Below are 21,182 nucleotides of genomic sequence, written 5' to 3'. Positions count from 1 at the left end.
CTCACCCGCGAGCCAAGAGATACCAGGTCACGAGCCCAGCGACACCGATGAGCATGGCGAAGGCATAGTGATACAGATAGCCGGTCTGCAGCCGGACCACCCGGTTGGTGACGTCGACCACGCGGGCCGAGACGCCGTCAGGACCGAAGCCGTCGATGACGAAGCCGTCGCCCTTCTTCCAGAGGAAGCGGCCGAGCCATTTCGACGGACGCACGAACAGGAAGTCGTAGAGCTCGTCGAAATACCACTTGTTGAGCAGGAACTGGTAGAGCGCCGGGTTGGCGGCAGCCAGCTTGCCCGGGATATCCGGCCGCCGGACATACATGTACCAGGCCAGCGCGAAGCCGATCACCATCGCCACGAAGGGCGAGAATGCGACCCAGGTCGGCACGCCATGCATGGCTTCCAGGATTTTGTTGTCCTTGCCGATGAACAGGGCCGACTTCCAGAATTGCTCGAAGTCGTGGCCGATGAAGGCCTCCTTGAAGAGGACGCCGGCCAGGATCGCGCCGATCGACAGCACGACGAGCGGGATGAGCATCACCCAGGGGCTCTCATGCGGGGTGTGGTCATGGCCGTGGCCGTGATCATCATGGCCATGCGCATGGTCGCCATGGTCGTGGCCATGCGAGTCGTGCCCACGGCCCCAGCGCGGCGCGCCCTCGAAGGTCATGAAATAGAGGCGCCAGGAGTAGAACGAGGTCATGCAGGCCGCGACCACCAGCAGGATGAAGGCATAGGACGAGGCGAAGCCGCCAAGTCCCAGCGCGGAGGCATAGGCGCTCTCGACAATCGCGTCCTTCGAGAAGAAGCCGGCGAAGCCGAAAATGGTGCCGGGGATGCCGACGCCGGTCAGCGCCAGCGTGCCGATCGTCATCGCAGCGGCGGTGATCGGGATGTGCTTCCGGAGGCCGCCCATGTGGCGCATGTCCTGCTCGTGATGCATCGCATGGATGACCGAGCCGGCGCCCAAGAAGAGCAGCGCCTTGAAGAAGGCGTGGGTGAAGAGGTGGAAGATGCCGGCGCCATAATTGCCGACGCCGAGCGCGACGAACATGTAGCCGAGCTGCGAGCAGGTCGAATAGGCGATGACGCGCTTGATGTCGTTCTGCACGAGGCCGACCGTTGCCGCGAAGAAGGCGGTGGTGGCGCCGAAGACGACGACGACTGTCAGCGCGACGGGAGCATATTCGAAGACCGGCGACAGGCGCGCCAGCATGAAGACCCCGGCGGTGACCATGGTCGCGGCATGGATAAGCGCGGAGACCGGAGTCGGGCCTTCCATCGCGTCCGGCAGCCAGGTGTGCAGCAGGAACTGCGCCGACTTGCCCATCGCGCCCATGAAGAGCAGCAGGCAGGTCAGGGTCAGGGCGTTCCAGTCATAGCCCAGGAAGCGGAAGCTTTGGCTCGCCACCTCGCCGGCGCGCGGGAAGATCGCGTCGAAGCCGACCGAGCCGAACAGGACGAAGACGAGGAAGATGCCGAGCGAGAAGCCGAAATCGCCGACGCGGTTGACGATGAACGCCTTCATCGCGGCCGCATTGGCCGAGGGCTTCTGATACCAGAAGCCGATCAGGAGATAGGAAGCGAGACCGACGCCTTCCCAGCCGAAGAACATCTGGACGAGGTTGTCCGACGTCACCAGCATCAGCATGGCGAAGGTGAAGAGCGAGAGATAGGCGAAGAAGCGCGAGCGATGCTCGTCCTCGTGCATGTAGCCGATCGAATAGAGATGCACGAGGCTGGAGACGGTGTTGACCACGACCAGCATCACCGCCGTCAGCGTATCGATGCGGAAAGCCCAGTCGATCTGGAGCTGGCCGGACGAGATCCAGTTCGCGACCTGCACGCGGGTCGTGCCGGAACCGAAGCCGACCTGAACGAACGCGACCCAGGAGAGGAGCGCGGAGACGATCAGCAGCGAGGTCGTGACGATCTCGGAGCCGCGCGCGCCGATCAGCCGGCCGAACAGGCCGGCGATCAGGAAGCCGATGAGAGGGAGGAAGACGATCGCGTGATACATGGCAGTGAGGTCCAGGCGCTGGGGCGCGCTCAGCCTTTCATCATGTTGATGTCTTCCACCGCGATCGTGCCGCGGTTGCGGAAGTAGACGACGAGAATGGCGAGGCCGATCGCGGCCTCAGCCGCCGCCACCGTGAGCACGAGCAGCGCGAAGACCTGGCCGACGATGTCGTTCAGGAAGCTCGAGAAAGCGACGAAGTTGATGTTGACCGAGAGCAGGATGAGCTCGACCGACATCAGGATGACGATGACGTTCTTGCGGTTGATGAAGATGCCGAGCACGCCGAGCGTGAACAGGATGGCGCTGACGGCGAGATAATGGCCCAGTCCGATCGTCATCACGCCATCTCCTCGGGAACGCCGGCGCGCGAGGGCACCTGCTTGACCGCCATCGCCGCGTCCTTGGTACGGGCGTTCTGGGTCGGGACATGCTGGCGCTTGATGCCGGGACGGTCCCGCAGGGTCAGCACGATCGCGCCGATCATGGCGACGAGCAGCACGAGGCCGGCCGCCTGGAAGTAATAGACATACTGGGTGTAGAGCACGCGGCCGAGCGCCTCGGTGTTCGAGATGCCCGCAGGGATCGCGGCGACCGGCGCCTTGACGATCTGCGGATCGATGACCCAGGCGCCGACGACCAGCAGCAGCTCGACGGCGAAGATGAAGCCTATCAGCGCGCCGATCGGCAGGTAGTTCAGGAAGCCCTGGCGGAACTCGGCAAAATCGACATCGAGCATCATCACCACGAAGAGGAAGAGCACCGCGACCGCGCCGACATAGACGACGACCAGCAGCATCGCGAGGAACTCGGCGCCGAGCAGCATGAACAGCCCGGCCGCGTTGACGAAGGCCAGGATCAGGTAGAGCACCGAATGCACGGGGTTGCGCGAGGCCACCACCATGAAGGCGGATGCCACGGTCACCCCTGCGAAGAGATAGAAGAAAGCCGCTGCGGCATTCATCTCGGCCAGCCCTTCCCGCCCCTTTTCGGCGCGGTCCTCGTTTGGTTCGTGCTCCGGGACTCAATGGACCCCGAGCCATTTGGAGCGTCTATAATCAGGCCCGCCGGGCGGGACAACCGCACGGCGGGTCTGGTCTCACTCTGTTTCCACGCCGTCATCCCGGCCGCAGCGAAGCGGAGAGCCGGGATCCATGCCGGAATGCCCCCGGCAAAGGTTCAGGCATGGATCCCGGGTCTCCTACGGTCGCCCGGGATGACCGCCCTGAGGCGGTCAGAAAACGTCACCGATAAGGCGCGTCCATCGCGATGTTGCGCGCGATCTCGCGTTCCCAGCGCGCGCCGTTCGCGAGCAGCCTGTCCTTGTCGTAGAACAGCTCCTCGCGGGTCTCGGTCGCGAACTCGAAATTCGGCCCCTCGACGATGGCATCGACCGGGCAGGCTTCCTGGCAGAAGCCACAGTAGATGCACTTGGTCATGTCGATGTCGTAACGGGTGGTACGGCGCGTGCCGTCGTTGCGGCGCGGGCCGGCTTCGATGGTGATGGCCTGCGCCGGGCAGATCGCCTCGCAGAGCTTGCAGGCGATGCAGCGCTCCTCGCCGTTCGGATAGCGGCGCAGCGCATGCTCGCCACGGAAGCGCGGCGAAAGCTGGCCCTTCTCGAACGGGTAGTTCAGCGTCGCCTTCGGCTTGAAGAAATAGCGCATCGACAGGCCGATAGCCCCGACGAACTCCTTCAGCAGCAGGCCCCTTGCGGCTTGCGCGAGTGACATCGCCTTCGTCCTTTACATCCTCAGCCGAACAACGTCCGGCCGATCACGAAACCAAGGATCGGCATCAAGCCGATCGTCATTACAACCAGCACCGCCCGCAGGATGCGGATGCGGCGCTCGTAATCATCCTTCTCGGCCTGCGTCTCCGAGCGATCCGTGCGCCGGAGCGCCCCGATCACCACAGCCGACATCAGCCGGTATTCCAGCAGGCCGAGCCCGAAGCCGATCAGGGCACCGAGCGGGCCGGCCCAACTCATCCCGCCACCGGCCCCCAGCCGGTCAACTGCAGCACCAGCGCCACGATCACCACGCAGGCGAGCGAGAGCGGCAGGAAGACCTTCCAGCCCAGGCGCATCAACTGGTCGTAGCGGTAGCGCGGCACGAAGGCCTTCACCAGCGCGAACATGAAGAACACGAGGCAGACCTTGAGCGCGAACCAGAACACGCCGGGCAGCCAGGTGAAGGGCGGCAGCGCGACCGGCGGCGCCCAGCCGCCGAGGAACAGGATCGTGGTCAGCGAGCACATGGTCATGATCGCCACGTATTCGCCGAGCATGAACAGCAGGTACGGGGTCGAGGAATACTCGACCATGAAGCCCGCCACGAGCTCGGATTCCGCCTCGGCCAGATCGAAGGGCGGCCGGTTCGTCTCGGCCAGAGCCGAGATGAAGAAGACCACGAACATCGGGAAGAGCGGGATGAAGTACCAGTTCAGGATCGAAAGCCACGGCACGCCCAGCGCGTGAGCCAGCCCTCGGTTCTGCTGCGCCTCGACCACCGCCGAGAGGTTCAGCGAGCCGACGCAGAGCAGCACGGTGATGATCACGAAGCCGATCGAGACCTCGTAGGAGACCATCTGCGCCGCCGAGCGCAGCGCGCTCATGAACGGGTATTTCGAGTTCGAAGCCCAGCCGGCCATGATGATGCCGTAGACGCCGAGCGAGGAGATCGCGAGGATATAGAGCACGCCGACATTGATGTCGGCGATCGCCCAGCCTTCCGCCACCGGGATCACCGCCCAGGCGCCGAGCGCCAGCAGGCAGGAGATGAAGGGCGCCAGCAGGAAGATGCCCTTGTTGGCGCCGGACGGGATGATCGGCTCCTTGAGCGCGAACTTGATCAGGTCCGCGAAGCTCTGGAACAGGCCCCAGGGTCCGACCACGTTCGGGCCACGGCGAAGCTGCACCGCCGCCCAGACCTTGCGGTCGGCCAGCAGGATATAGGCGATGAAGACCAGCAGGCAGACCAGCAGCAGCAGGCTCTTGCCGAGGATGATCGCGATATCGAGGACGAGGTCCCAGTTCATGGCCGCTTACTCCGCCGCCTGCTGATGCCGGCCGGAGGCCAGCGCCGAGCATTCCGCCATGATGGCGGAGGCACGCGCGATCGGGTTGGTCTGATAGAAATCGGCGACGACGGGCGCGAAGCCCGCCTTGTCGGTCTTGCCGCCGATGCCGGCGAGCTTGCCGATCTCCGCCGCATCATTGATCGAAAGACTGTCGAGCGCCGCGAAATGCGGATGCGCCTCGTAGAGCGCCTTGCGCAAGCCGGACAGCGAGTCGAAGGGCAGCGTCTTGCCTAGCGTTGCCGAGAGCGCGCGCAGGATCGCCCAGTCCTCGCGGGCATCGCCCGGCGGGAAGGTGGCGCGGTCGCCCATCTGCACACGACCTTCCGTGTTCACATAGGTGCCGGACTTCTCGGTATAGGCAGCGCCCGGCAGGATGACGTCGGCGCGGTGGGCACCCTTGTCGCCATGCGTGCCCTGGTAGACGACGAAAGCACCTTCCGGCACCTCGATCTCGTCGGCTCCGAGCAGGAAGAGCACATCGAGCGCTCCCGGCTTGACCATCGCAGCCGCGTCAAGCCCCCCCTCGCCCGGCACGAAGCCGAGATCGAGCGCGCCGACGCGGGAAGCGGCGGTATGGATCACGCCGAAGCCGTTCCAGCCCTCAGCGACGGCGCCGAGCGCCTGCGCCGCCTTGGCGGCGAGCGAGAGCACGGCCTCACCGTCAGCGCGGGAAAGAGCGCCCTGCCCGACCAGCACCATCGGCTTGCCGCCGGCAGCGGCGGCCGACTTCACGACCTCGGCCAGCGTCTCCGGGCCGGCGCCGAGATATTCGTAGGTATAGGTCAGGTCGGCCTTCTCGCCGATGACGGAGACCTTGAGATCGCCACGCAGCCAGCGCTTGCGGATGCGGGCGTTCAGGATCGGCGCCTCGCGGCGCGGGTTCGAGCCGATGATCAGCAGCGAGGTCGCATCCTCGATGCCGGCGATGCCGGCGTTGAGGACGTAGGACGCGCGGCCGAACTTCGGATGCAGCCTGGTGCCATCCTGGCGGGCATCGAGATTGGCGGAGCCGAGCGAGACGATCAGGCTCTTCAGCGCGAACATGTCCTCGACCGCGGCGAGATCGCCGGCGATGGCGCCGATCTTCTCAGGGGCCGTCGCCTTCACCTTGGCGGCGATGGCGGCGAACACCTCGTTCCAGCTTGCCGGACGCAGGCGGCCATTCTCGCGGATATAGGGCCGGTCGAGGCGCTGGGTCTTGAGGCCGTCGGCGACGTGGCGGGTCTTGTCGGAGATCCACTCCTCGTTCACCGCCTCGTTGAGGCGGGGCAGGATGCGCATCACTTCCTTGCCGCGCGAGTCGACGCGGATGGCAGAGCCGACCGCGTCCATCACGTCGATGCTCTCGGTCTTCGAGAGCTCCCAGGGACGGGCCTTGTTCTGGTAGGGCTTCGAGGTCAGCGCGCCGACCGGGCAGAGATCGACGACGTTGCTCTGGAGCTCCGACGCCATCGCCTGCTCGAGATAGGTCGTGATCTCCATGTCCTCGCCGCGGCCGATGGCGCCGAGATCAGAGGCGCCGGCCACCTCGGTGGTGAAGCGGACGCAGCGCGTACACTGGATGCAGCGCGTCATCTGCGTCTTGACCAGCGGGCCGATATACTTGTCCTCGACCGCGCGCTTGTTCTCGGCATAGCGCGAGGTGTCCGCGCCATAGGCCATCGCCTGATCCTGCAGGTCGCACTCGCCGCCCTGGTCGCAGATCGGGCAATCGAGCGGGTGGTTGATGAGCAGGAACTCCATCACCCCTTCGCGGGCCTTCTTGACCATCGGCGACTTGGTCAGGACGACCGGCGGCTCGCCGTTCGGGCCGGGGCGCAGGTCGCGCACGCCGATGGCGCAGGAGGCCTGCGGCTTCGGCGGGCCACCCTTCACCTCGACGAGGCACATGCGGCAGTTGCCGGCGATCGAGAGACGCTCGTGGAAGCAGAAGCGCGGCACCTCGACGCCCGCCGCCTCGCAAGCCTGGAGCACGGTGTACTCAGGCGGAACGTCGACCTCGATGCCGTCGATGAGGAGTTTCGTCATGGTCTCACTCCGCCGCCATCAGGCGCACAGGCTCGCTGTGCGGGTTGGCGGCATAGTCGTCGATGCGCTGCTCGATCTCGTGACGGAAATGCGCGATCAGGCCCTGGATCGGCCAGGCCGCGGCGTCGCCGAGCGCGCAGATCGTGTGGCCCTCGATCTGCTTGGTGACGTCGAGCAGCATGTCGATCTCGCGCTTCTGGGCGCGGCCTTCGGCCATGCGCTCCATGACGCGCCACATCCAGCCCGTGCCTTCGCGGCAAGGCGTACACTGGCCGCAGCTCTCATGCTTGTAGAAATGGCTGATGCGGGCGATGGCGCGGACGATGTCGGTCGACTTGTCCATCACGATCACCGCCGCCGTGCCGAGGCCGGAACGCAGCTTCGAGAGCGAGTCGAAATCCATCGGGGTGTCGATGATCTGCTCGGCTGGGACCATGCGCACCGACGAACCGCCGGGGATGACGGCCTTGAGATTGTCCCAGCCGCCGCGGATGCCGCCGCAATGCTTGTCGATCAGCTCGCGGAAGGTCAGGCCCATCGCCTCTTCGACGTTGCAGGGCTTGTTCACATGGCCCGAGACGCAGAACAGCTTGGTGCCGACATTGTTCGGCGTGCCGATCGAGGAGAACCAGCTCGCGCCGCGGCGCAGGATGGTCGGGGCGACGGCGATCGACTCGACGTTGTTCACCGTGGTCGGGCAGCCGTAGAGGCCCATATTGGCCGGGAATGGCGGCTTCAGCCGCGGCATGCCCTTCTTGCCCTCGAGGCTCTCCAGCAGCGCCGTCTCTTCGCCGCAGATATAGGCGCCGGCGCCGTGATGCACATAGAGATCAAAGGGATAGCCGTGGACGTTATCCTTGCCGATGAGCCTGGCCTCATAGGCCTCGTCGACGGCGCGCTGCAGCGCCTCGCGCTCGCGGACATACTCGCCACGGATGTAGATATAGGCCGCATGCGCGCCCATGGCGAAGGAGGCGATCAGGCAGCCCTCGACCAGCGTATGCGGGTCGTTGCGCATGATCTCGCGATCCTTGCAGGTGCCCGGCTCCGACTCGTCGGCATTGACGACGAGGTAATGCGGGCGCCCGTCGCTGACCTTGGGCATGAACGACCATTTCAGCCCGGTCGGGAAGCCGGCGCCGCCGCGGCCGCGCAGGCCGGACTTCTTCATCTCGTCGATGATCCAGTCCCGGCCCTGCTCCAGGATGAACTTGGTGCCATCCCAGCCGCCGCGCTGGATCGCACCCTTCAGGGTACGGTCATGCAGGCCGTAGAGATTGGTGAAGATGCGATCGCGATCTGCGAGCATGTCCTAGTGCCTCACTCTGCCGGCTTGTCGCCAAGCTTCGACTCCGGGCGCCAACCCGTCGCGAGCTTCTTCGACTGAGCAATCCAGTCGTCACGCTCCGCCCGGCCCTTGAAGCCGGTCAGCCGCGCATCGACCCAGGCGAGCTCCGCCGGTGTCCACTTGGCGATCTGGTCGTAATGCCAGACCCCCATCTCGTTGAGCATCTTGCCGAGCTTCGGCCCTACGCCCCAGATCAGCTCGAGATCGTCGCCCTTGCCGCCGCGCGCCACGGTCAGCAGTTCGGGCTTGCTCTCGTCGGTCGCGGTGACCTTACCCGCCGCCGCAGGCTTGGCAGCCTCGGCGACATCCTTCTTCTCGACCTTGCCCTTGGCGGCCGGGGTGTCCTTGGCCGCGTTGGAAGGCTGGGTCGGCGAGGAAGGCTGCGGGCGGGCGGCAGCGGCCGTCTCGGTCGCAGGCTTGGCAGCGACGGCGGCCGGGGTCGCGTCGGCCTTCTTCGCTTCGGCTTCGGCCGCCTTCTTGGCTTCCGCCTCGGCGGCGGCCTTGGCGGCGGCGGCTTCGGCAGCGGCCTTGCGCTGCTCGACGATGCGCTTCTGCCAGTCGCCGGCGCCGATCATCGACCCGTCATAGAGCGCCTTGTCGGTCAGCGTCTGCGGACCACCTTCCGGCTCGGAGCCGGTGCGACCGTTCTGCGGGCCGGGCTTGGTGGCGCGGCCGTTGCGGAGATCGTCGAGGAGCTGGCGGAAATTCGCCGGCGTCAGGTCCTCGTAGTAATCGACATTGATCTGCGCCATCGGGGCGTTGCAGCAGGCGCCCAGGCACTCGACTTCGAGCCAGGAGAGCTTGCCGTCGGCTGTCACGGTCGATTGCGGGCCGATGACGTCCTCGCAGACCTTCTTCAGCGCTTCCGCGCCGCGCAGCGCGCAGGGCGTCGTACCGCAGAGCTGGACGAAGAATTCGCCGACCGGCTGCAGGTTGAACATGGTGTAGAAGGTCGCGACCTCCAGCACCCGCATCGGCGCCATGCCGAGGCGCTTCGCGACGGTCTCGATCACGGCGCGGGAGACCCAGCCCTCCTGCTCCTGCGCCTTCCACAGCAGCGGGATGACGGCGGAAGCCTGCCGGCCTTCGGGGTACTTGGCGATCTGCTGGACGATCCAGTTCTCGTTCGCCGCGGTGAAGGCGAAGGAGGCGGGCTGAACCGGATCAGGGGCGAGACGACGGACGGACATCAGCGGTCAACTTCACCAAAGACGATATCGAGGGAGCCGAGGATCGCGGAGACGTCGGCGAGCATGTGCTTGCGGCACATGAAATCCATGGCCTGGAGATGGGCGAAGCCCGGGGCCTTGATCTTGCAGCGATAGGGCTTGTTGGTGCCGTCCGAAACCAGATAGACGCCGAACTCGCCCTTCGGCGCCTCGACGGCGGCATAGACCTCGCCGGCCGGCACCTTGTAGCCCTCCGTATAGAGCTTGAAATGGTGGATCAGCGCTTCCATCGAGCGCTTCATCTCGCCGCGCTTGGGCGGCACCATCTTGCCGTCGAGCGAGGAGACCGGGCCGCCGCCATCGGGGGCCAGCAGCTTGTCGCAGCACTGCTTCATGATGCGGACCGACTGGCGCATCTCTTCCATGCGGATGTGATAGCGGTCGAAGCAGTCGCCGTTCTTGCCGACGGGAATGTCGAACTCCAGCTCCTCGTAGCACTCGTAGGGCTGCGACTTGCGCAGGTCCCAGGGCGCGCCGGAGCCACGCACCATCACGCCCGAGAAGCCCCATTTCCAGCAGGTCTCGAGATCGACCACGCCGATATCGACGTTGCGCTGCTTGAAGATGCGGTTGTCGCTGAGCAGGCCTTCGAGGTCGTCGCAGACCTTGAGGAACGGATCGCACCATTCGGCGATGTCGTGGATCAGCGAGACCGGGATATCCTGGTGGACACCGCCCGGACGGACATAGGCTGCGTGCATGCGCGCGCCGCAGGCCCGCTCGTAGAAGATCATCAGCTTCTCGCGCTCCTCGAAGCCCCAGAGCGGGGGCGTGAGGGCGCCGACGTCCATCGCCTGCGTGGTGACGTTCAGGAGATGCGAGAGGATGCGGCCGATCTCGGAATAGAGCACGCGGATGAGCTGGCCGCGGCGCGGCACGGTCACGCCGACGAGGCGCTCGACCGCCAGCGCATAGGCATGCTCCTGGTTCATCGGCGCGACATAGTCGAGCCGGTCGAAATAGGGCACGGCCTGGAGATAGGTCTTGGCCTCGATCAGCTTCTCGGTGCCGCGATGCAGCAGGCCGATATGCGGATCGACACGCTCGACGATCTCGCCGTCGAGCTCCAGCACCAGACGCAGCACGCCGTGCGCGGCCGGGTGCTGCGGGCCGAAATTGATCGAGAAATTGCGGATATTGTGCTCGGTCATGACCGGCCTTCCTGCTGCGCCTCGAAGCGCGCCAGCACCTCGGCGCCCGTCAGCCGGGGGCGTTCCCCGGCGAAATCATAGAGCGCGGGCTTCGCGTCGATGAAGATCTCTTCGAGGAAGATGAAGGAGTTCTTGTCGTCGAAGCTCTGGAACGAGACCGCGACATGGTCGCCACCCTCGCGCAGTCGCCAGAACAGGCTGGAGCCGCAACGCTTGCAGAACTGGCGCATCGCCCATTCCGACGAAGGATAGGTGCCAAGCTCGCTCTCGTCCTCGACGGCGACCTCGCCGCAGGACACGGCCATGAAGACGCCGCCGCTCCAGCGCTGGCACATGCCGCAATGGCACGCATCCATCTCGGCCTTCTTGGGCACGGCGGTGAAACGCACCGCGCCGCAGAGACAACCGCCAGACAGCTTTTTCGCCGCAGCAGTCATCACGCCCCCTTCGCCTTCTCGTCGCCCGGCAGCACGTAATCCGTGCCTTCCCAGGGCGAGAGGAAATCGAAGTTGCGGAATTCCTGGTTGAGCTTCACCAGCTCGTAGACGACGCGCTTCTGCTCGTCGTCATAGCGGACCTCGACGAAGCCGGTCAGCGGGAAGTCCTTGCGCAGCGGATAACCCTCGAAACCGTAATCGGTGAGGATGCGGCGCAGATCCGGGTGGCCGGAGAAGAGGATACCGTAGAAGTCGTAGGCCTCGCGCTCGAACCAGTTCGCCGCCGGGAACACGTCGATGACGGAGGGGACGGGCGTCGCCTCGTCGGTCTGCACCTTCACGCGGATGCGGCGGTTATGGTGCGGCGCAAGCATATGATAGACGACGTCGAAGCGTTTCTCGCGGCCGGGATAATCGGCGCCGGCGATGTCGGTGAAGTTCACGAAGCGGAAGCGCGGATCGCTGTAGAGCGTGCGCAGCACCGCGACGATCGAAGCCGCCTCGGCATGGATCGTGAGCTCCTCGAAGGCGACGACGGCCTCCGTCACCGCGCCGGGCAGCGCGGCCTTGATCTCTTCGCCGAGTTGTACGAGCGCTTCGCTCATCGTCTCACCTTCATCGCCTGCAGCATCGACCGAAAGAGCGCTCAGCGCTCGATCGTGCCGGTGCGGCGGATCTTCTTCTGCAGCAGCAGGACGCCGTAGAGCAGCGCCTCGGCCGTCGGCGGGCAACCCGGGACATAGATGTCGATCGGGACGATGCGGTCGCAGCCGCGCACCACCGAGTAGCTGTAGTGGTAGTAGCCGCCGCCATTGGCGCAGGAGCCCATCGAGATGACGTAGCGCGGCTCCGGCATCTGGTCGTAGACCTTGCGGAGCGCCGGGGCCATCTTGTTGGTCAGCGTGCCCGCGACGATCATCACGTCCGACTGGCGCGGCGAGGCGCGCGGCGCGAAGCCGAAGCGCTCAACATCGTAGCGCGGCATCGAGAGCTGCATCATCTCGACGGCGCAGCAGGCCAGACCGAAGGTCATCCACATCAGCGAGCCGGTACGGGCCCAGTTGATCAGATCATCCGTGGCGGTGACGAGGAAGCCCTTGTCGGCCAGCTCGTTGTTGATCTCGACGAAGAACGGATCACGCGCTCCCAGCGGCTTGCCGTCGGGACCGAGCAAGCCCCTCGGCGCCTGCGCGACGAGCGGATCACCACGATCGATCGCTGTGATTGCCATAACCTAATCCTTGTGAACCTTTGCCTGCCGGATCGAAAGCGGAGCGCCGCCTCGCAACCCGACAGTCAGTCCCACTCCAGCGCGCCCTTGCGCCACTCGTAGATGAAACCCACGGTGAGCACGCCGAGAAAGATCATCATCGACCAGAAACCATACCAGCCGAGCCCGCCGAAGGCGACGGCCCAGGGGAACAGGAACGCGACCTCGAGATCGAAGATGATGAAGAGAATCGCGACCAGATAGAAGCGGACGTCGAACTTCATGCGGGCATCGTCGAAGGCGTTGAAGCCGCATTCATAGGCCGAGAGCTTTTCCGCATCCGGCTTGGAATAGGCGATCGCGAAGGGCGCGATCAGCAAGGCCAGGCCGATCACCGCCGAGACGCCGATGAACAGCACCAGCGGCAGGTAGTCGCTCAGGATGGAAGGCACCGTGGCAGCTTGCATGGTCGAACTCACTTCAGACGCCCGCGGGGGCGGCTCGCTGTCCCAGTCGCTTAGACCCTCGATTAGAATGAAGCAAGACTCCGCCGCGCCGCACAATCGCCGTATCCGGGTTGAACCCAGCGCAGATTAGGGCAAAATCCGGCTACGTCCCGCCACCGCCATGCAGAGCAACGGCGAAAATCCGACAAAATCGTCTGCTTTCGGCATGCGGCAGCGGCAATCATCCGTTCACCGTGCCGAATCGTTGCCGGCTGCGCGAGCGCTTCATCCCGAAAGGCCTTCGATGTTTCGTGATCCTCGCTCCGCTCGTCAGTCATCCTGTAGCGGACGCCCGACGGCACGATGAGCCCGGCCTGCCTCCCGCGCGCGCTGGCCATGCCGGCGCTCGCCCTGCTGCTCTCGGCGGCTGCCGTCTCCGCACAGGAAGGCGAGCCGATGCGCGCGCCGCTGCCGCCGCAGCGCCCGTTCGATCTCGACATCGAGGGCACGCCGAAGCTGCCTCCCATCATCGTGCCTCCGCCAACGCCGCGCGCAGTTGCTCCCGATACGCCGGTGCCGGCTTCTTCCGAGGAAACTCCACCCGCGACGCCGGCCCCGGAAACCCCGCCTGCCGAAGCCACGCCACCCCAGCCCGGTGAGCCGGATGACGACGAAGGCGTCGAATGGCCGAAGCTGACACCAGGGCAAAAGGCTGGTGCCGAGCCGGATTTCGATCCGAACGAGAGGGCGGAACGGCCGGGCATCTCGACCGACCCCGGCACCTCCATCGCCTGCCTGCCGCAGGAACTGAAGCTGATCCTCGGCAAGATCGCCGACAGATACGGAGCGGTGAAGGTGACCTCGACTTGGCGGCCACCCTGGCGCGCCCGGCGCGGCTCCTATCACAAGGGCTGCCAGGCGATGGATTTTCGCGTCCCCGGCGTCAGGCCGCGACTGGTGCTGGAATGGGTTCGCGCCCTGCCCGAAGTCGGCGGCAACCATGTCTACTGGAACGGGCTGATCCATATCGATACCGGGCCGCGCCGGCCCTGGTAGGAGTCTCTCCTCGGAATCGCGTCATGCCCGGGCTTGCCTCGGGCATCTCATGACAAGCAGGCGCATCGCCTTTTCCTGCATGAGATTATGGGATCTGTGCGGCGCTCCGTCCGAGAATGACGGCGTGGATTCGCCCTCTCAAAAAACAGGCTTGACTGTTTGTAAGTTGAGTCGCACCGTTTCCCCATCGTCAAGGGGAGCGAGGTCGGGATGAGCAGCGCCGGCAAGCGACGATCGCAGAAGGAACGCAGCGCGGAGACCTCCGCGCGGCTGATGAACGCGACCATCGACCTGCTGCACGACCAGGGGCTCGCCCGCACCACCACCCCGGAGATCGCCCGCATGGCCGGGGTCTCCCGCGGGGCCCTGACCCATCATTTCGCCGGCCGCGAGGCAATCATCAGCGCCTCGGTCGCCGACATGCTCGGCAAGGCGGCGCGCGATCTGCACCGTTTCGCCGAGGACTTCATGGCGCGCGGCGGCTCCAGCGACGAGATCGTCGACTATGCCTGGCGCATGATGGACGACCGGCTGTTCTACGTGACGATGGAATACCTGCCGGAAGCCCGCCACAACCCGGCTTTCCGCGCCGACCTGATCCCGACCGTCAAGGAATTCCATGCCGGGCTCGACGCGGTCTGGACCGCGCTTGCGGCGCGCGCCGGCACCGACCCCGACCATACCCGCACCGTGATGAACGCGACCATGTGCCTGGTCCGCGGCATGATCAGCCAGACCGTGCTGCGGCCGAACGACCCGGCCTATTACGAGGGCTTGCTCAGCTTCTGGAAGCAGCAGGTCAGGCAGCATTTCCCGATGAAACCAGCGGCTGCCCAATCCGGCCGGCGCAAGACGGCGGTGGCATGACGGCTGCTCTGACCATCCAGGGGCTGAAGCTCGGCTTCTACGGCGTGCAGGTGCTGCGCGGCGTCGATTTCGCGGTGCCGCAAGGCTCCTTCACCGGGTTGATCGGGCCGAATGGCGCCGGCAAGTCCACACTGTTCAACGCGGTTTCCGGGCTCTATCGGCCGCAGGCCGGCTCGGTCAGGCTCGGCGCGACCGAGACGGCCGGAATGCCGCCGGAGAAGCTGGTCGCGGCGGGGCTGGTGCGCTCCTTCCAGCTCGCGCGCGGCTTTCCCAAGCTCAGCGTCTTCCAGCACCTGATGCTCTACGGCGCCGACCAGCCGGGCGAGGGCCTGCTGGCCGGGCTGATTGGCACAGGGAGCGCGAAGAAGCGCGAGGCCGAACTCTCCGAGCGCGCCTTCGGCATCGCCCGCAGGTTGAAGCTCGACCATGTGCTCGACAACCCCGTCACCGCCCTCTCCGGCGGCCAGAAGAAGCTGGTCGAGATCGGCCGCGCTCTGATGGCCGAGCCGAAAATCCTGCTGCTCGACGAACCGATGGCCGGCGTCAATCCGAGCCTGACCGAGCAGATCGCCGAGCATCTCGTCGCGCTCAATCGCGACGGGCTGACGATCTGCCTGATCGAGCACGACATGGGGCTGATCAGGAAGCTCTGCGCGCCCGTCATCGTCATGGCCGAGGGCAAGACGCTGACGCAAGGGTCGTTCGACGAGGTCGCCGCCGACACCCGCGTGCAGGAAGCCTATCTCGGGAGGCGTCATTGAGCGCGGCACAGGGCGAACTCCTCGCCGTCGAAGGCGTCGTCGCCGGCTATGGCGCGGCCGAGCAGATCCTGAAGGGCACTTCGCTCACGGTCGCGCCGGGCGAGATCGTCTCGATCATCGGCCCCAACGGCGCCGGCAAATCGACGCTGCTCAAGACCATCGCCGGGCTCGTGCAGGCGCGAGACGGCACGATCAGGCTCAAGGGCGGCGACGTCACCCGCGAGAACGCGCTCGGCCGGGCCAGGGCCGGCATCGGCTTCGTGCCGCAGGAGCGCAATGTCTTCGGCGCGATGACGGTCGCCGAGAACCTCGCGATCAGCGGCTTCCAGGAGCCGGGCAAGGTCGGAGAACGAGCCGAGCAAATGTATGCGCGCTATCCGATGCTCGCCGAGAAGCGCAAGGCGCTGGCCCGCACGCTCTCCGGTGGCCAGCGCCAGATCCTCGCGATGGCGATGGGGCTGATGAACGCCCCTGCCCTGCTGCTGCTCGACGAGCCGACAGCCGGGCTCTCGCCGAAGGCCGCCGACGAGTTGTTCGACGCGATCGTCGCCCTCAACAAGGGAGGCCTGCCGATCCTGATGGTCGAGCAGCATGCGCTCGAAGCGCTGCAGATCTCGACGCGCGGCTATGTGCTGGTCTCCGGCCGCAACAGCAGCGAGGGCGCTGGGCCAGCGCTCGCCACCGATCCCGAAATCCGCCGGCTCTTCCTCGGCGGCTAGGACGACGACACGACAGCAAACCAACAAGACAACAGGGGAACAGCATGACCGCTTTCACGACCGACCGCCGCACGCTTCTGGCAGGCGCCGCCGCGCTTGCCAGCCTTTCCGCCCTGCCCGGCCGCGCGCTCGCCCAGGGCGCGCCGATCAAGATCGGCACGCTGACGCCGCTCACCGGCGCCGGCGGCCCCTATGGCCCGGTGATGGTCAAGGCGGTGAAGGCCGTGGTCGACGAGGTCAACGCTGCCGGCGGCGTGCTCGGCCGCAAGGTCGAGCTGATCTCGGAAGACGACCAGACCAGCCCGGAAGCCGGCGTGCGCGCCGCCCGCAAGCTGATCGATGTCGACAAGGTCTCGGCCATCCTCGGCACCTGGTCTTCGGCCGTCACAACCGCCGTCGCACCGCTGTGCTGGGAATCGAAGACCTTCCTTGCCACCGTCTCGGGTGCCGATTCGATCACGCAGCTCCCGCATCAGGGCTACCTGATCCGCACCCAGCCCAACACGACCCTGCAGGGCCGCAAGTTCGGCGAATTCTGCATCGCCGAGAAGGCCAAGCGCGTCTTCTTCCTCTCGCCGCAGACGCCCTTCGCCAAGAGCCAGTTCGACAACATCACCGAGGCCGTGAAAAAGGCCGGCGGCGAGACCGGCTCGCTGATCTATGACGACAAGAAGCCGGCCTATCGCAGCGAGATCGACGAAGTGCTGCGCTTCAAGCCCGACGCGATCATCTTCGGCGGCTACACGCCCGACACCGCCGTCATGCTCAAGGACGCCTATCGCGCCGGCTATGGCGGGCTGAAGGTCGCCTTCGGCTATGCGGTCAACCAGAAGCTGGTCGAGAGCGTGCCGGCCGAGGTCGTCGACAAAACCTTCACCATCGCGCCTTCGCCGGCCGAAGGCTCGAAGGCCTATGCCCGGCTGGTCAAGATGATCGGCGTCGCCTCGCCCGATCCTTACACCACCCAGGTCTACGACCAGATCAACCTGATCCTGATGGCGATCGCGATCGCCGGCGACAGCTCGGGCACCGCGATCAAGGACGCGGTGCGCAAGGTCAGCCAGGCGCAGGGCGGCGCCAAGGTCGACAACGCGCTCGACGGTCTCAAGGCGATCGCCGCCAAGCAGCCGGTCGACTATGACGGCGCCAGCGGCCCCTGCGACTTCACCGAAACCGGCGACATCGCGGACTGCCAGTTCCGATACGAGCAGGTCCAGGGCGGCAAGCTGACGCTGGTGAAGATCGCGTGAGCCAGTTGCTGCAGGCGCTCGTCAACGGGGTGATGACCGGGACGCTGATCGCCGTCCCGGCCATCGGCTTCTCCGCCATCTTCGCGGTGCTGCGCTATCCGAACTTCGCCATCGCAGCCTATGCCACCATCGGCGCCTTCGCCGCCTGGTGGGCGAATGTCGCGATGGGGCTGCCGGTGCCCGCCGCGCTCCTCGTCGCCTTCGCGGTGACGGGCGTTGTCGGCGTCGTCGCGGAAGAGACCTCGCTGAAGCGCCTGCGCAACAACGGCGCGCTGATCGTGGCCATCGCCTCGATCGCGCTCAATCTCGTGCTCGAGAACATCGTCCGCTTCATCTTCGGCAACGAGATGCGCGGCTACGACCTGCCGATCGCGCGCGACATGCGCTTCGGCGATCTGCGCATCGGCCCCCAGCAGCTCCAGAGCCTGCTGCTCGCCGTCGCGATCATGGCGGCGATGTTCCTGTTCCTGCGCTATACCCGCTTCGGCAAGGCGATGCGCGCCGTCGCCGACAATCCCGACCTCGCCCGGCTCAAGGGCATCGACCCCGCCAAGATCGCGATCGTCACGCTGTTTCTGGGCGCAGGCCTGACCGGCGTCGGCGGCGTGCTGATCGGGCTCGATACCTCGATCGATCCGCTGACGGGCTATCGCGTGCTGCTCTCGGTCTTCGCTGCGGCCGTGCTCGGCGGGCTCGGCTCGATCCCCGGCGCCGTCGCCGGCGCGCTGATGCTCGGCATCGCCGAGGAGCTCGCATTGCTCGTCGTGCCCGCGACCTACCGCACCGGCGTCGGCTTCGTCGCGATCCTGCTGATGCTCACCTTCCGGCCGCGCGGCCTCCTCGGGGAAAGGGCCGCCTAATGCTGTCCTATCTGATCTTCACCCTAACGCTCTGCGCCATCTACGGCCTGCTCGCGCTCAGCCTCAACCTGATCTGGGGCAGTGCCGGCCTGGTCAATCTCGGCCTCGCCGGCTTCTTTGCGGTCGGTGCCTATGCCTCTGCGCTGGCGACGGGAGCCGGAGCGCCGGTGCTGATCGGCTGGGGCGCGGCGCTCGTCGTGGGCGCTGCGGTCGGCCTCGTCGTCACCTTCGCGACGCTACGCCTGCGCGATGACTATCTCGCCATCGTCACGCTCGGCTTCGCGGAAGTCATCCGGCTGGTGGCGCTGAACGAGCGCTGGCTGACCAACGGCTCGGACGGCATTTCCGGCATCAAGGCGCCGCTCAAGGCAGAGCTCGGCACGCAGAACTTCGCCTATTTCTATCTCGGCCTCGCCACGCTGGTGCTGGTGATCGTCTGGGCGCTCCTGCGCCGGCTCGATGCCTCGCCTTATGGCCGGGCGCTGAAGGCGATCCGCGAGGACCAGCAGCTCGCGTCCTTCGCCGGCAAGCCGGTTTTGCGCTTCAAGCTCCAGGCCTTCGCGCTCTCGGCTGCGATCGCGGCGCTGGCGGGCGCGCTCTACGCCCATTTCCAGTCCTATGTCTCGCCTGACCATTTCCAGCCGCTGATCACGATCTACATCTTCCTCGCCGTCACGGCCGGCGGCGTCGGGCGTCCGAGCGGAGCCGTGCTCGGCGCCTATCTCGTCGTGATCTTCCTGGAGGCGACGCGCTTCGTCACCGAATGGGTGCCCGGCCTGCAGCCGGTCCAGCTCGCAGCCACGCGCGAGATGTTGATCGGCATCGCCCTCATCCTCGTCCTGCATCTCAAGCCGCAGGGCATCCTGCCCGAGCGCATCCCGAAGGCGCCGGTTCCTCCGACCGCCGCTTAAACCGAAGGCCTGCCCATGTCCGACGATCTCGCCACCCTCTCCGCCCTCATCAGGGAGCCCGGCCAGCCCGACACGGTGTTCAAGGCCTTCGAGGACATCACTCGCCGCCTCGTCGGCCATGAATTGTTCACGCTGCTCTATGTCGACGGGCAGGAGGTCGCGCGCATCTATTCCAACCGCCCGGCCGAGTACCCGGTCTCCGGCCGCAAGACGATGGGCCCGACGCCCTGGGGCAAGCATGTGCTGGACGGCCGCCAACCCTATCTCGGCAAGGACAAGGCCGGCATCCGCTGGGCGTTCTTCGACCACGAGCTGATCGAGAGCATGGGGCTCGGCTCCGTGATCAACATCCCCGCGATCTATGACGGCAAGGTCGTCGGCACCATCAACCTGCTCGCGCCCGAGCACCATTACCGCGAGGAGCATGTCGCGCCGGTGGAGCGTTTGGCGCCTCTGCTGGTGCCGGCCTTCCTCGCCGCGCGCGCCGCCAACAAGGCCGCCTGATCCCGTTTCCCCGACGCAACCTGACCGAAGGAACATGCCAGTGGCTTCAACCCTGTTCACCAATGCCCGCATCGTCGACGGCTCGGCGCCGGAGGCTGGCGCGCCCGTCAGCGTCCTCGTCGAGGGCGGCACCATCCGCGAGGTCGGCAAGTCCGTGACCTCGGCCAAGGCCAAGGTCGTCGATCTCAAGGGCAAGACACTGATGCCCGGACTGATCGACGCTCATGTCCACGTCGTCGCCGGTGTCGCCGATCTCGGCGCGAATGCACGCCTGCCGGATTCGCTGGTCACCGCGCGCTCCTTCGGGATCATGCGGGCGATGCTGATGCGCGGGTTCACCACGGTGCGCGATGTCGGCGGCGCCGATTTCGGCCTGAAGCAGGCGACCGAGGAAGGCGATTTTCCGACGCCGCGCCTCGTCATCTCCGGAAAGGCACTGAGCCAGACCGGCGGCCATGCCGATTTCCGCGGCCGCTATGACGACCGTCCGAGCGTGATCGAGCGCCATCGCCTGGGCGCGCTCGGCCGCATCTGCGACGGTGTCGACCAGGTCCGCCGCGCCGCGCGCGAGGAGCTGAAGGGCGGGGCCGACTTCATCAAGATCATGGCCAATGGCGGCTGCGCCTCGCCGACCGACCCGATCCATTTCCTCGGCTTCTCGGTGAGCGAGCTGGAGGCCGTGGTCGAGGAGGCCCGGATGGCCGGCACCTATGTCTCGGCCCATGTCTATACCGACGACGCCATCCGCCGCTGCGTCGAGGCCGGCGTGCATTCGCTGGAGCATTGCAACCTGATCCAGGCCGAGACGGCGAAGCTCGCCGCTTCCAAGGGCGCCGTCGCCGTGCCGACGCTGGTGACCTATGACAAGCTGGTCTCGGACGGGCCGAAGCTCGGCTTCCCGCCGGATTCGGTCGCCAAGGTCGATGTCGTTCGCTCGGCCGGCATGGAATCGCTCGCGATCATGAAGAAGGCCGGCCTGACCATGGCCTATGGCAGCGACCTGCTCGGCGAGATGCACAAGTACCAGTCGGAAGAGTTCGTGATCCGTGGCCGCGCCCTGCCGGCGCATGAGGTCATCGCCTCGGCGACCCATGTCGCTGCCAAGCTCCTGAAGATGGAGGGCCTGATCGGCACGGTCTCCGCCGGCGCCCATGCCGACCTGATCGTCGTCGACGGCGACCCGCTGAAGGACCTCTCGCTCCTGACCCGCCAGGGCCGGCACATCCCGCTGATCATGAAGGGCGGCGCCTTCATGAAGCGCGCCAGCCTGAACTGACGCTTCGGAGCCGGCGGGGACATCCTCG

Annotated in this window: 23 protein-coding genes; 9 read left to right on the top strand and 14 right to left on the bottom strand. The window is 66.2% G+C overall.

All coding sequences use genetic code 11. The annotated features are described in order from the left end of the window. Nucleotide 1 precedes the first annotated feature (1 nt). The 14 genes from nuoL to Q9235_RS07435 form a co-directional block, all read right to left on the bottom strand. Complete coding sequence (gene nuoL, locus Q9235_RS07500; RefSeq protein ID WP_306226185.1) at nt 2-2,023, bottom strand: NADH-quinone oxidoreductase subunit L; 2,022 nt, start codon at nt 2,021-2,023, stop codon at nt 2-4. A gap of 29 nt (nt 2,024-2,052) precedes the next feature. Further along, nucleotides 2,053-2,361: an NADH-quinone oxidoreductase subunit NuoK gene (gene nuoK / locus Q9235_RS07495; RefSeq protein WP_047575211.1), complete on the bottom strand. Its 309-nt coding sequence runs from the start codon at nt 2,359-2,361 to the stop codon at nt 2,053-2,055. Then, the gene (locus tag Q9235_RS07490) at nt 2,361-2,984 is read right to left on the bottom strand and encodes an NADH-quinone oxidoreductase subunit J (protein ID WP_306226184.1); all 624 of its coding nucleotides are present in this window, start codon (nt 2,982-2,984) and stop codon (nt 2,361-2,363) included. Before Q9235_RS07490 ends, nuoK begins: the two co-directional genes overlap by 1 nt. A 280-nt stretch (nt 2,985-3,264) precedes the next feature. Then, a complete protein-coding gene (nuoI, locus tag Q9235_RS07485) occupies nt 3,265-3,753 on the bottom strand; it encodes an NADH-quinone oxidoreductase subunit NuoI (RefSeq protein ID WP_306226183.1) in 489 nt (162 codons plus the stop codon). 20 nt (nt 3,754-3,773) lie between these two features. Further along, nucleotides 3,774-4,010 carry a hypothetical protein gene (locus Q9235_RS07480; RefSeq protein WP_306226182.1) on the bottom strand — a complete coding sequence of 79 codons (237 nt, stop codon included), beginning with the start codon at nt 4,008-4,010 and terminating at the stop codon, nt 3,774-3,776. Further along, complete coding sequence (gene nuoH, locus Q9235_RS07475; protein WP_306226181.1) at nt 4,007-5,059, bottom strand: NADH-quinone oxidoreductase subunit NuoH; 1,053 nt, start codon at nt 5,057-5,059, stop codon at nt 4,007-4,009. Before nuoH ends, Q9235_RS07480 begins: the two co-directional genes overlap by 4 nt. A 6-nt stretch (nt 5,060-5,065) precedes the next feature. Beyond that, complete coding sequence (nuoG, locus tag Q9235_RS07470) at nt 5,066-7,129, bottom strand: NADH-quinone oxidoreductase subunit NuoG (RefSeq protein ID WP_306226180.1); 2,064 nt, start codon at nt 7,127-7,129, stop codon at nt 5,066-5,068. Between the two features lie 4 nt (nt 7,130-7,133). After that, a complete protein-coding gene (nuoF, locus tag Q9235_RS07465) occupies nt 7,134-8,438 on the bottom strand; it encodes an NADH-quinone oxidoreductase subunit NuoF (protein ID WP_306226179.1) in 1,305 nt (434 codons plus the stop codon). Nucleotides 8,439-8,449: 11 nt separating this feature from the next. Next, nucleotides 8,450-9,667, bottom strand: a complete 1,218-nt coding sequence (nuoE, locus tag Q9235_RS07460) for an NADH-quinone oxidoreductase subunit NuoE (protein ID WP_306226178.1) — start codon at nt 9,665-9,667, stop codon at nt 8,450-8,452. Beyond that, nucleotides 9,667-10,857, bottom strand: a complete 1,191-nt coding sequence (locus tag Q9235_RS07455) for an NADH-quinone oxidoreductase subunit D (RefSeq protein WP_306226177.1) — start codon at nt 10,855-10,857, stop codon at nt 9,667-9,669. Before Q9235_RS07455 ends, nuoE begins: the two co-directional genes overlap by 1 nt. Further along, nucleotides 10,854-11,294: a GFA family protein gene (locus Q9235_RS07450; RefSeq protein WP_306226176.1), complete on the bottom strand. Its 441-nt coding sequence runs from the start codon at nt 11,292-11,294 to the stop codon at nt 10,854-10,856. Before Q9235_RS07450 ends, Q9235_RS07455 begins: the two co-directional genes overlap by 4 nt. Continuing rightward, nucleotides 11,294-11,899, bottom strand: a complete 606-nt coding sequence (locus Q9235_RS07445) for an NADH-quinone oxidoreductase subunit C (RefSeq protein ID WP_306226175.1) — start codon at nt 11,897-11,899, stop codon at nt 11,294-11,296. The genes Q9235_RS07450 and Q9235_RS07445 overlap by 1 nt, the downstream gene beginning before the upstream one ends. 41 nt (nt 11,900-11,940) lie before the next feature. Continuing rightward, nucleotides 11,941-12,525, bottom strand: a complete 585-nt coding sequence (locus tag Q9235_RS07440; RefSeq protein ID WP_306226174.1) for a NuoB/complex I 20 kDa subunit family protein — start codon at nt 12,523-12,525, stop codon at nt 11,941-11,943. A 65-nt stretch (nt 12,526-12,590) separates the two neighbouring features. Beyond that, complete coding sequence (locus Q9235_RS07435; protein WP_061968175.1) at nt 12,591-12,971, bottom strand: NADH-quinone oxidoreductase subunit A; 381 nt, start codon at nt 12,969-12,971, stop codon at nt 12,591-12,593. Nucleotides 12,972-13,313: 342 nt separating this feature from the next. Between Q9235_RS07435 and Q9235_RS07430 the strand changes: the two genes are divergently transcribed. From Q9235_RS07430 to Q9235_RS07390, 9 genes are all read left to right on the top strand, one after another. Beyond that, complete coding sequence (locus Q9235_RS07430) at nt 13,314-14,006, top strand: YcbK family protein (protein WP_306226173.1); 693 nt, start codon at nt 13,314-13,316, stop codon at nt 14,004-14,006. Nucleotides 14,007-14,216: 210 nt separating this feature from the next. Beyond that, entirely contained in the window at nt 14,217-14,873 is a 657-nt protein-coding gene (locus Q9235_RS07425) for a TetR/AcrR family transcriptional regulator (protein ID WP_306226172.1), read from the top strand. After that, nucleotides 14,870-15,634 carry an ABC transporter ATP-binding protein gene (locus Q9235_RS07420; protein WP_306226171.1) on the top strand — a complete coding sequence of 255 codons (765 nt, stop codon included), beginning with the start codon at nt 14,870-14,872 and terminating at the stop codon, nt 15,632-15,634. Before Q9235_RS07425 ends, Q9235_RS07420 begins: the two co-directional genes overlap by 4 nt. Continuing rightward, entirely contained in the window at nt 15,631-16,353 is a 723-nt protein-coding gene (locus tag Q9235_RS07415) for an ABC transporter ATP-binding protein (protein WP_306226170.1), read from the top strand. Before Q9235_RS07420 ends, Q9235_RS07415 begins: the two co-directional genes overlap by 4 nt. Nucleotides 16,354-16,397: 44 nt before the next feature. Next, nucleotides 16,398-17,603, top strand: a complete 1,206-nt coding sequence (locus Q9235_RS07410) for an ABC transporter substrate-binding protein (RefSeq protein WP_306226169.1) — start codon at nt 16,398-16,400, stop codon at nt 17,601-17,603. Continuing rightward, the gene (locus tag Q9235_RS07405) at nt 17,600-18,463 is read left to right on the top strand and encodes a branched-chain amino acid ABC transporter permease (RefSeq protein ID WP_306226168.1); all 864 of its coding nucleotides are present in this window, start codon (nt 17,600-17,602) and stop codon (nt 18,461-18,463) included. Before Q9235_RS07410 ends, Q9235_RS07405 begins: the two co-directional genes overlap by 4 nt. Beyond that, nucleotides 18,463-19,374 carry a branched-chain amino acid ABC transporter permease gene (locus tag Q9235_RS07400; protein WP_306226167.1) on the top strand — a complete coding sequence of 304 codons (912 nt, stop codon included), beginning with the start codon at nt 18,463-18,465 and terminating at the stop codon, nt 19,372-19,374. Before Q9235_RS07405 ends, Q9235_RS07400 begins: the two co-directional genes overlap by 1 nt. A gap of 15 nt (nt 19,375-19,389) precedes the next feature. Further along, nucleotides 19,390-19,878: a GAF domain-containing protein gene (locus tag Q9235_RS07395; protein ID WP_047576679.1), complete on the top strand. Its 489-nt coding sequence runs from the start codon at nt 19,390-19,392 to the stop codon at nt 19,876-19,878. A 40-nt stretch (nt 19,879-19,918) separates the two neighbouring features. Beyond that, nucleotides 19,919-21,154 carry a metal-dependent hydrolase family protein gene (locus tag Q9235_RS07390; RefSeq protein WP_306226166.1) on the top strand — a complete coding sequence of 412 codons (1,236 nt, stop codon included), beginning with the start codon at nt 19,919-19,921 and terminating at the stop codon, nt 21,152-21,154. Nucleotides 21,155-21,182 lie beyond the last annotated feature (28 nt).

This window comes from Bosea beijingensis, assembly GCF_030758975.1.
In the GTDB taxonomy this organism is placed as follows: domain Bacteria; phylum Pseudomonadota; class Alphaproteobacteria; order Rhizobiales; family Beijerinckiaceae; genus Allobosea; species Allobosea beijingensis.
The sequence above is the reverse complement of the archived record's forward strand: the minus strand, read 5'-3'. Positions and strand labels throughout refer to the sequence as shown.

Excerpts from the sequence above, each read along its gene's own strand:
- nuoL (WP_306226185.1), bottom strand. The coding sequence starts at position 2,023 with ATGTATCACGCGATCGTCTTCCTCCCTCTCATCGGCTTCCTGATCGCC.
- nuoK (WP_047575211.1), bottom strand. The coding sequence starts at position 2,361 with ATGACGATCGGACTGGGCCATTATCTCGCCGTCAGCGCCATCCTGTTC.
- Q9235_RS07490 (WP_306226184.1), bottom strand. The coding sequence starts at position 2,984 with ATGAATGCCGCAGCGGCTTTCTTCTATCTCTTCGCAGGGGTGACCGTG.
- nuoI (WP_306226183.1), bottom strand. The coding sequence starts at position 3,753 with ATGTCACTCGCGCAAGCCGCAAGGGGCCTGCTGCTGAAGGAGTTCGTC.
- Q9235_RS07480 (WP_306226182.1), bottom strand. The coding sequence starts at position 4,010 with ATGAGTTGGGCCGGCCCGCTCGGTGCCCTGATCGGCTTCGGGCTCGGC.
- nuoH (WP_306226181.1), bottom strand. The coding sequence starts at position 5,059 with ATGAACTGGGACCTCGTCCTCGATATCGCGATCATCCTCGGCAAGAGC.
- nuoG (WP_306226180.1), bottom strand. The coding sequence starts at position 7,129 with ATGACGAAACTCCTCATCGACGGCATCGAGGTCGACGTTCCGCCTGAG.
- nuoF (WP_306226179.1), bottom strand. The coding sequence starts at position 8,438 with ATGCTCGCAGATCGCGATCGCATCTTCACCAATCTCTACGGCCTGCAT.
- nuoE (WP_306226178.1), bottom strand. The coding sequence starts at position 9,667 with ATGTCCGTCCGTCGTCTCGCCCCTGATCCGGTTCAGCCCGCCTCCTTC.
- Q9235_RS07455 (WP_306226177.1), bottom strand. The coding sequence starts at position 10,857 with ATGACCGAGCACAATATCCGCAATTTCTCGATCAATTTCGGCCCGCAG.
- Q9235_RS07450 (WP_306226176.1), bottom strand. The coding sequence starts at position 11,294 with ATGACTGCTGCGGCGAAAAAGCTGTCTGGCGGTTGTCTCTGCGGCGCG.
- Q9235_RS07445 (WP_306226175.1), bottom strand. The coding sequence starts at position 11,899 with ATGAGCGAAGCGCTCGTACAACTCGGCGAAGAGATCAAGGCCGCGCTG.
- Q9235_RS07440 (WP_306226174.1), bottom strand. The coding sequence starts at position 12,525 with ATGGCAATCACAGCGATCGATCGTGGTGATCCGCTCGTCGCGCAGGCG.
- Q9235_RS07435 (WP_061968175.1), bottom strand. The coding sequence starts at position 12,971 with ATGCAAGCTGCCACGGTGCCTTCCATCCTGAGCGACTACCTGCCGCTG.
- Q9235_RS07430 (WP_306226173.1), top strand. The coding sequence starts at position 13,314 with ATGAGCCCGGCCTGCCTCCCGCGCGCGCTGGCCATGCCGGCGCTCGCC.
- Q9235_RS07425 (WP_306226172.1), top strand. The coding sequence starts at position 14,217 with ATGAGCAGCGCCGGCAAGCGACGATCGCAGAAGGAACGCAGCGCGGAG.
- Q9235_RS07420 (WP_306226171.1), top strand. The coding sequence starts at position 14,870 with ATGACGGCTGCTCTGACCATCCAGGGGCTGAAGCTCGGCTTCTACGGC.
- Q9235_RS07410 (WP_306226169.1), top strand. The coding sequence starts at position 16,398 with ATGACCGCTTTCACGACCGACCGCCGCACGCTTCTGGCAGGCGCCGCC.
- Q9235_RS07400 (WP_306226167.1), top strand. The coding sequence starts at position 18,463 with ATGCTGTCCTATCTGATCTTCACCCTAACGCTCTGCGCCATCTACGGC.
- Q9235_RS07395 (WP_047576679.1), top strand. The coding sequence starts at position 19,390 with ATGTCCGACGATCTCGCCACCCTCTCCGCCCTCATCAGGGAGCCCGGC.